This window comes from Arsenophonus apicola, from assembly GCF_020268605.1.
GTDB classification, from domain to species: Bacteria; Pseudomonadota; Gammaproteobacteria; order Enterobacterales; family Enterobacteriaceae; genus Arsenophonus; species Arsenophonus apicola.
The window spans coordinates 42920-49653 of record NZ_CP084227.1; the positions used below are offsets into that span (position 1 = coordinate 42920).

General features: G+C 33.6%; 10 protein-coding genes. 3 read left to right on the forward strand and 7 right to left on the reverse strand.

What is annotated here, in order from left to right:
- The first annotated feature begins 173 nt into the window (after window positions 1-173).
- Entirely contained in the window at window positions 174-380 is a 207-nt protein-coding gene (locus tag LDL57_RS17435; RefSeq protein ID WP_225507974.1) for a YdiH family protein, read from the forward strand.
- Here the strand turns inward: LDL57_RS17435 and LDL57_RS17440 are convergent.
- Both LDL57_RS17440 and LDL57_RS17445 read right to left on the reverse strand, forming a co-directional pair.
- On the reverse strand, window positions 364-585 hold the full coding sequence (locus LDL57_RS17440; protein WP_225507976.1) for a hypothetical protein: 222 nt from the start codon (window positions 583-585) through the stop codon (window positions 364-366). The genes LDL57_RS17435 and LDL57_RS17440 overlap by 17 nt on opposite strands.
- Window positions 586-601: 16 nt before the next feature.
- Window positions 602-1141 (reverse strand): ATP-binding protein, encoded by a 540-nt coding sequence (locus tag LDL57_RS17445; RefSeq protein WP_225507978.1) that lies wholly within the window; start codon window positions 1139-1141, stop codon window positions 602-604.
- Between the two features lie 106 nt (window positions 1142-1247).
- Between LDL57_RS17445 and LDL57_RS17450 the strand changes: the two genes are divergently transcribed.
- On the forward strand, window positions 1248-1571 hold the full coding sequence (locus LDL57_RS17450; protein ID WP_225507980.1) for a hypothetical protein: 324 nt from the start codon (window positions 1248-1250) through the stop codon (window positions 1569-1571).
- On the opposite strand, the gene LDL57_RS17455 is transcribed toward LDL57_RS17450, so the two are convergent.
- The 5 genes from LDL57_RS17455 to LDL57_RS17475 form a co-directional block, all read right to left on the reverse strand.
- Entirely contained in the window at window positions 1548-2276 is a 729-nt protein-coding gene (locus tag LDL57_RS17455; protein WP_225507982.1) for a metallophosphoesterase, read from the reverse strand. The genes LDL57_RS17450 and LDL57_RS17455 overlap by 24 nt on opposite strands.
- Window positions 2254-2973: a VUT family protein gene (locus LDL57_RS17460; RefSeq protein WP_225507984.1), complete on the reverse strand. Its 720-nt coding sequence runs from the start codon at window positions 2971-2973 to the stop codon at window positions 2254-2256. The genes LDL57_RS17455 and LDL57_RS17460 overlap by 23 nt, the downstream gene beginning before the upstream one ends.
- A gap of 293 nt (window positions 2974-3266) precedes the next feature.
- The gene (locus LDL57_RS17465; protein ID WP_225507986.1) at window positions 3267-3539 is read right to left on the reverse strand and encodes a hypothetical protein; all 273 of its coding nucleotides are present in this window, start codon (window positions 3537-3539) and stop codon (window positions 3267-3269) included.
- Window positions 3536-4165: a nucleotide-binding protein gene (locus tag LDL57_RS17470; RefSeq protein ID WP_225507988.1), complete on the reverse strand. Its 630-nt coding sequence runs from the start codon at window positions 4163-4165 to the stop codon at window positions 3536-3538. Before LDL57_RS17470 ends, LDL57_RS17465 begins: the two co-directional genes overlap by 4 nt.
- 249 nt (window positions 4166-4414) lie before the next feature.
- Entirely contained in the window at window positions 4415-5347 is a 933-nt protein-coding gene (locus tag LDL57_RS17475) for a replication initiator protein A (protein ID WP_225507989.1), read from the reverse strand.
- A 702-nt stretch (window positions 5348-6049) separates the two neighbouring features.
- Between LDL57_RS17475 and LDL57_RS17480 the strand changes: the two genes are divergently transcribed.
- A complete protein-coding gene (locus tag LDL57_RS17480) occupies window positions 6050-6322 on the forward strand; it encodes an HU family DNA-binding protein (protein WP_225507991.1) in 273 nt (90 codons plus the stop codon).
- The last annotated feature ends 412 nt before the right edge of the window (window positions 6323-6734 follow it).

Consider the following 6734-nt stretch of genomic DNA (forward strand, 5'->3'; position numbering starts at 1 on the left):
ATCCCCCTCCTGAGTCACGAAGTGTGAAGGTGGGGGAGGATGTCAACATGTGATTTCTTCCGGTGAGGTTTTTGAGGTAGTGAGGCGTGAATTTTTGTTTGAAAACGCCTGTCTTTTCACCACGTCAGGCTCGGTGGTATCCTTATCACTCTTCAACTTATAAGGAATTTTTTATGTCTAAAAAATATGAAAAAACTGTATTTTATCCATACGACGCTCGTGCTTTGGCTGTTGAATATTTAAAACGCAACGATAAAGAACTTACGCCGGAAGAATACATTAGTGAGATTTTGAAATTGGAGGAAACTTATAAAATCCGTCTTGAAACAATGAGTGATAATTCTTGTAACTTCCTCGATACGGTTAAGAAGGAAAAATAGAGGTCATGCCTTCGACGATCGCCTCGGCTGTCGTTTTTGCTGCTTCGATGACATCCGCTTTTTCACAACGTTCTTTGACCAAATGCGTCACCACCTCAAAAATAGCTGGCTCCACTTTTTCCAAGCAGTACTTGGCAATTTCCTTGTCTATTTTCCTGTCACCGATAGTGACCAGTTTTTCGGTTGAATTATCCTTGTTTTCCATCTTAACCTCTTGCTTGTTATTGAATTTTACGGCGGTAGCTTGACCAGTTGAAATTGAGCCAAATCCCATTGCTCATCATCAATCTGTCGATGACTCTATCTCCCAATACCTGCTTAATTTGTTCACTATTTAAGTTGGTTAGCATGCCAATCGGTTTTTTGTGTGAAGTTCGCCTATCAACCAGCTGATTAACAATAATTTTTGTGTTTTCGCTATGCTGATACTGAATACCTATCTCGTCTAGAATCAACAAATCAACTTTGCAAAGCTCATCGAGCAGTTGTTGTTCTGTCACTTTCGCCGTTTTTTCGTAGGTTGCTCGAAAGCGCATCATCAAATCCGCCACGGTGATGCATAATACGGAACTACCTTTGCTCATGAGATAATACCCTATCGATGCTGCAAGATGATTTTTGCCCGTTCCGCAACCACCGCTAAAAACAAATCCGCCAAATCCTGTACCAAAATTCTTTGCAAATGAGACGGATTGATTCAACGCATTTTTCTGACCCGCGTTGAAAATGTGATAGTTTTCAAATCGGCAATGTGCATGCAACGGAGCAATACCCGATCGCCCAAATAGGTTTTCTATCCGATGTTGTTTGCGAAAAATAGATAGTGAATGTTTCTTAACGCTTATTCACCCTAAAGAACTCATCCTTATGGAAAAAGAAAACTATTCTCTACTATTAGAAAATAAAAAATTATTTATTTATTCAGAAAACGAAAACCATGAGTATGAAATAAGAAACAAATATAGTAAGCACACCTATACTGGTAATTATATTTTAAAAAATATCGATTATTTTCCTGATCTTGATACAAAAGATGCAATTTTAATTGCATATAATGCAGGCCTTAATGAAGGAAGAAAATTATCTAAAAAAATAAACGAAGAAATTAAACTTCATAATGAACTGAAGAATAAAAATTATGAAAATAACATTATTAATTTTAATCGATTAAATTATGATAGTTTCAGATAAGTACTTGTCTTTAAAGAAATAAAATTTTCGATATCCGATTTTTTTTTCTACATCTGGCAATTCTGTTCCTTTTTTCCACTGAAAACAAACTGCTGGGGCAACTTCTAGGGTAAAATTTTTATGTGTTAATTTATAATTGCCATGCGCATGTCCACAAATTACAAGTTTTATTTTCTTTTCCTTATCAATAATTTCTATTAATTTATTGCTATTTAACAGCATACAGCCATCAATAAGCGGTGTTCCCAATTTTAAACAGTGATGATGCATGATTAATGCAATATTATTTCTTTCATTTTTACAGATTTTATTTTTTAAATTATTAAGTTCATCATTAGATAGAAATCCACTATCTTTACCATAATCAACCGTATCCGCAGAAATAAAGTTCCAATAAGGAGAACATAGTTCGTCTATTGGTTTTAGATCGCTAAATACTAAGTTCAACTTTTCTTTTTGGTCGTGATTCCCTTGTAAATAATAAATAGGTTTATTCAATTTTTTTAATAGATCTAGCGCTAATTCATATGATGGTACCGTCTCATCTTGAGATATATCCCCTGTGACAATGATAGCGTCACAATCACCTTCCTTTAACAGAAGGTGATTAATAATCTTATTAAATGAATTGTAAGTATTCACGCCAAATAATTCTTGATGAATATCAGAAAACAAATGGAGATCAGTGAGCTGTATTACTTTCATTTTCACTACTCTGTTTAAAAACATTAAATGGATTATAACTGATGTTATAATCAAATGTGTCTATCTTCTCAATTTTTTTCACTTTTCTAGCCAAAAGGATACCTATTGGTAAAAGTAAAGTAGACATAATTACCTTATAAATCCATGTTGTTGAAATAATATTAATTAATTCAAAAAAGGAGTATTTAGAAGACAAACTTATAGGATAAGCCGTTATTAAAAGAATCCCCTGTGCAATCATAGCTGATAACATATATCTAACTAAAAATAATCTTCCTTTAAAATAAATTTTTAGCCTACTTATAATGTAACCATTGCAGAAATAAGAAGCTGGAACTGAGATCCAAGTACCCAGCATAACACGCCAGAACTCACCAAATAGCGACTGATAAGTTTCTGATATATGGTTATTATCGGCTTGATAGATTGAGCATAGATTAACTAAAATAACAAAGAAACTTTGACAAAGTACAATAATCCAAACTATTCTCGTTCCTAGCTTGTAGCCATACACTTCCGTTGTAACTGCAGATAGTAAATAGCATAGAGAAAAAATTATTCCGCTTGCCGTTATTTTAACAGGATAGAAATCAAACGTTTTGTACACAAGTGTGTCACAGGTGATCATGATGGTCACCGTTAATCCAACAAATAACTCATACAGTTTAAAATCATTTTTGTAAATTAACCTATTCATAATATCTATCCTTTCCTTCAAAAGAAAATTGGGGTGAAAGTGTCAATTAATATAAAGTTTTTAAAAAATTAATTAAATGTATGGCTATCACCATCCCCCAACGCTATTCAGAATTCTGGCACGCTGACGAAGGGTTAAATTGGGGGACAAACGGGAAAACAATACGATTGTATGTTTTGGTGCTTCACAGACAAGCACGCGGAAGGTACTATTGTTCATAGCTCAACTCCTACTCGGTTAGGTTTTGGGTTAGTTGGTTATTAGAGGGCTCAACCTCTCTTAACCAGCGATTATTATTTGCTCATATTTAAGTATTTTCTTAACAAACTTTCTATTATGTCTGTTTCCGTGATTCTTTTTCCTGATTCTATTTGTAATTTTGTCACATGCAATTTCAATTCATTCACTACATCCACTGGCAACCTGAAAATTTTTTGTTGGGTAGGAATTACATCACTTTTTTTTATCTTGTTTGCAGAATATTTACTTTCAGCCTTATCTGCCGCTCCATTCTCCAAAAATTCGGTCGGATCTTTAAAGTTTTTTAAATTTGGCTTCACTCTCATGATTTAATCTCTTTAAACACTTTTTCAATTTCTTCAATTGCCAGTTTATCGTTTCCAAATTCGAAAACAGTAGCCCCTTCTCCAACAGCTCTTCTAAAAGATACTCTTTCACATACATAATTCGCTAAAACTTTTAACCCTTGCTTTGAAAGAAATTCCAGCATATCTTTATTATCTTTTGTTCTTGGATCTACTCGAGTCAAAAGAACTTTTGTTATTAATTTTGGATTATATTCATACGCCAGCTCTATTATGTCCATAAGATCTGATATAGCTGCTGCGTCTAAACTAGACGATCCAATAGGAATAATCGCCATGTCTACTAAAAGTAAAGCCGATCTTAAACCCGAGGCATCTCTTCCTCCCACATCGACTACTACGTTATCAAAATTTTCTGATAATGATTTCCCTTCATTAAGTATCGCTTTTCCTGTTAAACAAGTCGTAGTAGGACTAGGAATATAATTTTGTTTTTCTCTTCTCCACGCAGCCCAACTCGCTGAGCTTTCCTGAGGATCTCCATCTATAAGAAGTGTTTTACCTTCAAGAGAAAGCATATAAGCCAAATGAATAGAAGTTGTAGTTTTTCCTACACCACCTTTTGTATTAACAACTCCATAAATCACATGAGATTCCTCAGTTATGTTATGTATCCTCAGTATAATAGAAAGATAACCAGATATCAAGATAGTTAGATATCAAGATAGTTAGATATCAAGATAGTTAGATATCAAGATAGTTAGATATCAAGATAGTTAGATATCAAGATAGTTAGATATCAAGATAGTTAGATATCAAGATAGTTAGATATCAAGATAGTTAGATATCAAGATAGTTAGATATCAAGATAGTTAGATATCAAGTTTTGATATTAATTATTTTTCAAATAATTTATTTTTAATCTTAAAAATCTCTTTCTTCCCTTTCTCTCTCTTGCGCGATGCTCCAGCTTTAGGTGTATTTTGATTTCGATTTTTAAAAGTTACTTTATCGGTGATAGGATCAAAAAAAACTTCATAGTCGGGTAAGTCATTTGTTTTAGCAAGTTTTTTTAAATTGTGTCTGAACATTTTTAGTAAAGCTGTACTGCCCGTTTTTAAATGGAGTTTTTCGAGTGCTATTGTAAACTCACCCTGATTACCACAATGCTTACGTGCAATCTCATAAAGTCTTCTGTCTATAGCTTTACGTATTCGAAAATAATCGGGACTAATTTTTAACATTTTCTTTTGATGTAATGCTTGATATAACCAATCAGGTAAAGTCACCTCTATCATTCCAATATCTAATTTGCCTTTTTTGTCTTCAACAATACTCCAGCTATCAATCAGACCGAATGAAATAGTTTCTTTCTTTTCTTCAGAATATACAACATTAGTTTTTATTACTGTCCCTTTCAATCTTGATAACGCTTTTTCAAGTAATTCATAATTTCTCCCACCATTATCTCTGTTTGTCGTAATAAAAAAATCATAGGGGGTAAAAGCTATTACACGGCTTATTGGTTCCCCTTTATTCATAGATTCTTGTAATTTAGAGATGGCATAAATCCATACATCTTTATCAAAGATAGTTGCCATTCCTGATGAAGTAGATTCTATGATAACTGTGATATTTCCATTTTTATAAATTCTAGTCTTTGTGTCTCCACCCTTTAACGCAAAAAATGGGTGTTCCATGCTAGCCATTTCATCACGGAAACTATCTATCTCAACTTCATCTGCAATAAAAAACTCAAGTTGTTTATGTTTAGGTGGGCGTAACGTTTTCAAATTGTTATTTCTCGTTTTCGTAGTAAGATCAGTCATAGCCTCAATCCTATCGAATTTAGGGTTGCTGGTTAGAGCCAGCTTAGAGTTACAGTCTCTTAGCTGGTTCGTATTCTATTCGGACTTTAAAAACCTTCTTTCATACTTTCAAAACCATAAAAAAGCGGACTTTAAAAACCATAATAGCGGACTTTAAAAACAAAACAAGTAATTATGAAGAAAAAAAGCCATAAAACTCTGTGAATAAATTATTTTTTAAGCGGACTTTAAAAACCAAGGGGCGGACTTTAAAAACCAAGGGGCGGACTTTAAAAACCAAGGGGCGGACTTTAAAAACCATGATATAAAAAATATCCTTAATTTTCATTAAATTACATTTAAAAAAATCTCTTTAACTTATTTAACTTATACATAACTATATTTAACCGGAAATTTTTCCCCATTCTCTGTGGATAACTTTTGTGACGAAAGTGGTATAACCACTACAAGATATTCATTGGCTTTAGATATTTTCATTTGGTTGTTATTTAACCAATAAGTGACCTAATTTCTTTGTAAGCTAGGGTGATATTCCGCTTCCTCGCCCGTTCGCTCGCGTTGCTCGCTCACTTGGCTGCGGCGAGCGTTTGGGATTAATTTTTTAAATGGATTTTTAAGTTAATTAACAGTCAACCATTGCACAATAGTGTCACTACCGCTAGCATCACTAGGATTAACGTAATCTATTCATTCAGGTGCAACATGAACAAAACAGAACTCATCAACAAAGTGAGTGAAAAATCAGGATTAGCCAAGAAGGATGCAGAGAAGGTGGTTAATGCTTTCGCAGAAACCATCACCGAGTCTTTAAAATCCGGTAACAGCGTACAGCTAGTTGGCTTTGGTATCTTTCAGGTTAAGACTCGAGCGGCAAGAGAAGGCCGCCATCCGCAAACAGGCAAGGCAATTAAAATTGCTGCTTCGAATATACCGAGTTTTAAAGCAGGTCAAAAGTTAAAAGATGCAGTTAATTAAAATTAAGAAGTATGAAATGTAACTTAATTTAATAATGTAATAACAATTAAATTAATATATGTTACATTTAAATTACTTCATGTTGGTTGCTGCTACAATTTACCTGGTGTTGGCCAGCTTTATGCTGGCATTCTTTTATCCTCAATCATATATTGCCCAGACAGGGTTGCTAAATCGTTTGTAAGCAACGCTGAGCGGTTTTTTGAAGGAATTTAAGGAAAGAGGTTAGGCACAAAAAAATACCCCTATCGGAGACTTGATAAGGGCAACTTATGAAACTTTGTTAACTAATGTTTTATATTATTTTGATCACGTTACCACAAATGAAATTTAATCTGTTTTTGCCATAATTCAACTCTAAAATTGCAATTAGTGAACAAAATTTGAAATCTTCTAAAGTGGATAAATGTTT

Bases quoted from the DNA above. Each gene is read 5' to 3' on its own strand.
- LDL57_RS17435 (WP_225507974.1), top strand. From the start codon at position 174: ATGTCTAAAAAATATGAAAAAACTGTATTTTATCCATACGACGCTCGT.
- LDL57_RS17440 (WP_225507976.1), bottom strand. From the start codon at position 585: ATGGAAAACAAGGATAATTCAACCGAAAAACTGGTCACTATCGGTGAC.
- LDL57_RS17450 (WP_225507980.1), top strand. From the start codon at position 1,248: ATGGAAAAAGAAAACTATTCTCTACTATTAGAAAATAAAAAATTATTT.
- LDL57_RS17455 (WP_225507982.1), bottom strand. From the start codon at position 2,276: ATGAAAGTAATACAGCTCACTGATCTCCATTTGTTTTCTGATATTCAT.
- LDL57_RS17460 (WP_225507984.1), bottom strand. From the start codon at position 2,973: ATGAATAGGTTAATTTACAAAAATGATTTTAAACTGTATGAGTTATTT.
- LDL57_RS17465 (WP_225507986.1), bottom strand. From the start codon at position 3,539: ATGAGAGTGAAGCCAAATTTAAAAAACTTTAAAGATCCGACCGAATTT.
- LDL57_RS17475 (WP_225507989.1), bottom strand. From the start codon at position 5,347: ATGACTGATCTTACTACGAAAACGAGAAATAACAATTTGAAAACGTTA.
- LDL57_RS17480 (WP_225507991.1), top strand. From the start codon at position 6,050: ATGAACAAAACAGAACTCATCAACAAAGTGAGTGAAAAATCAGGATTA.